2 protein-coding genes are annotated in these 2027 nt (G+C 40.6%); one reads left to right on the forward strand and one right to left on the reverse strand.

Features of this window, described 5'->3' with window-relative positions; all coding sequences use genetic code 11:
• Positions 1-25: 25 nt before the first annotated feature.
• On the reverse strand, positions 26-382 hold the full coding sequence (locus Q1B11_RS20055) for a hypothetical protein (RefSeq protein ID WP_299735760.1): 357 nt from the start codon (positions 380-382) through the stop codon (positions 26-28).
• 400 nt (positions 383-782) lie between these two features.
• Between Q1B11_RS20055 and Q1B11_RS20060 the strand changes: the two genes are divergently transcribed.
• Positions 783-1859, forward strand: a complete 1077-nt coding sequence (locus Q1B11_RS20060; RefSeq protein ID WP_299735762.1) for a peptidyl-alpha-hydroxyglycine alpha-amidating lyase family protein — start codon at positions 783-785, stop codon at positions 1857-1859.
• Positions 1860-2027: the final 168 nt, after the last annotated feature.

The following is a 2027-nucleotide window of genomic DNA, read 5'->3' on the forward strand; positions in this document are numbered from 1 at the left end:
TTGCTGCTAAAGCCTGGGTCTCACATTACCCTGTTTCGTTAATTATTATCCATACAAAAACTTCAAGTTCGTTCCGGGCTTCGCCCTCCACCGGACGCGCCTGCGGCGCGCCGCACATTTTGGCGTTAGCTGCTGTGTTTCTACCGGAGTTGCAAAGCTGAGAGTTTTTCAGCGTTGGAAGTTTTTTGTTCTGTTCTATCGAAAAGTTCATAAGAAATCTGTAGTCTTTGTTTTGCAAGCTGGCGATAGAGTTTGGTCGTATATTCCTTCTTTTATGCCAGCGTCGAAATCGTCGTTTGTTGTATGTTTTTCTCAAGCTGGCAGGCGGTAGCGTACCAGTTTCCTTTTGCCGCGCCAGCGCAGAGATCGTTTTTCTTTCCATCTCTTTGGACGGTGAGTTGGTGGGGAAGGGAACAGGTTTTCTAAATCGTGCAAAGTTTCAGGTTTTATTGCAGCCAAGTAAGTTACATTGTCGTAAACTTTAAGTAGTCAAACCTTCTTGTTCAAACTGTTTCGAGGTATTTTGGTTCTGCTTGGTTTAAGCAGCGTTCAAAATCTCAGGTGGTAAATCTTCTGGTTTTTACTTTGTCGCCAGTCGTACTTGCTTCAAGTTTACGTCACGGTTTAACCATTTTACGGGCTTACGCAGCTAACAAAAAAATCGTGTTCGTTCCGCTGCGCTCCACCGGACGCGCCTGAGGCGCGCCGCACATTTTGGCGTTAGAGCAGCAGATCGTCTTCATTTTTCAAATCCCAACATTTCTCAAAATGAGAGAATTCCATTGTTGAAACAATTCAAGAAAATTCAAATCACGGTTATCGCTTTAATTACTGCAATAATCATAGGTGCTGCTTTCAGTTGGAAAAAGGTAAGTATTGTTGAAACAGAAATGATCCCGGGTCATGATAACGGCTGGCTGGAGCCTTTAAGTATAATATCGGCAAATACCCCTCTAATAGGAGAAGGATCCGGAGTTGATATTGGTCCAAATGGTAATATCTTCTTTTTGCACAGAGCTGGCTACTCCTTTACCAATAATCAAATCATAAATCAGGATGTGGTTGTCATTTATTCCGGTAAAACAGGTGAAATTCTTAATACTTGGGGAAGTGGTATCTTCAAATCACCTCATGGTATAACGATAAGTAATAATACCGTTTGGATAACTGATATCATGCTCAATAAGGTTTTCAAACTGAATCTTGATGGGTCAATTATTCAAATATTCGGCAATGATTATCCATTTTATTTAGAAGCATGTTTACGAATTCGTAATAAGTTCAAAAAACTTCCTTGCACTGGAACTGCTCCCTGGTATGCAAGACCTACAGATGTTGAGGTCTATGCTGATGGTTCTTTTGTCGTCGCTGATGGTTATCGTAACAGTCGACTTGTGAAACACAATCCGGATGGGTCTGTTTCTTGGGAAGTTGGTACCATCGGACAGAATGATGGTGAATTTCATTTGCCTCATGGACTTGCCAAAGATGATCAAGGTAATTTGTATGTCGCTGATCGGCGTAATGCTCGAATACAGGTCTTTGACTCTACCGGGAAATGGTTGGCAACTTGGTCTGATAAAGCTATCGGTAGACCTTATGGCTTAGATTTTTTTGAGGATCATATTTGGGTAGTTGATGCTGGTGATTCACATGAATTTCGGGGAGGCAAAGAGCGAAGCCAAATACTCAAATTAACACGAGAAGGCCAAATTGTTAACCGGTACTCTTCGTTTGGTGGTCAACTCGGAGAACTTAATCTACCTCATGACATAGCAATTGGAATTTCAAAAAAAGTATTTGTTGCTGAAATCATGAACAAACGATTGCATGAATTTAGTGAAATCAATAACCACTAAATTGTATTTCAGTAGATTCTCAAAAATTGAAATGTGTATTGTTTATTTGCTCTAAGGAAGATGCGAACAACCCAAGCCATTTTATAACTTTCTGCTTTGAGCGAATAAAACCAGCTTGATCACCAATATTGATGAGTTATTCATCAAAAAACACTTGAAAACGGTAGG

The organism is uncultured Endozoicomonas sp. (genome assembly GCF_947495845.1).
Lineage (GTDB): Bacteria > Pseudomonadota > Gammaproteobacteria > Pseudomonadales > Endozoicomonadaceae > Endozoicomonas.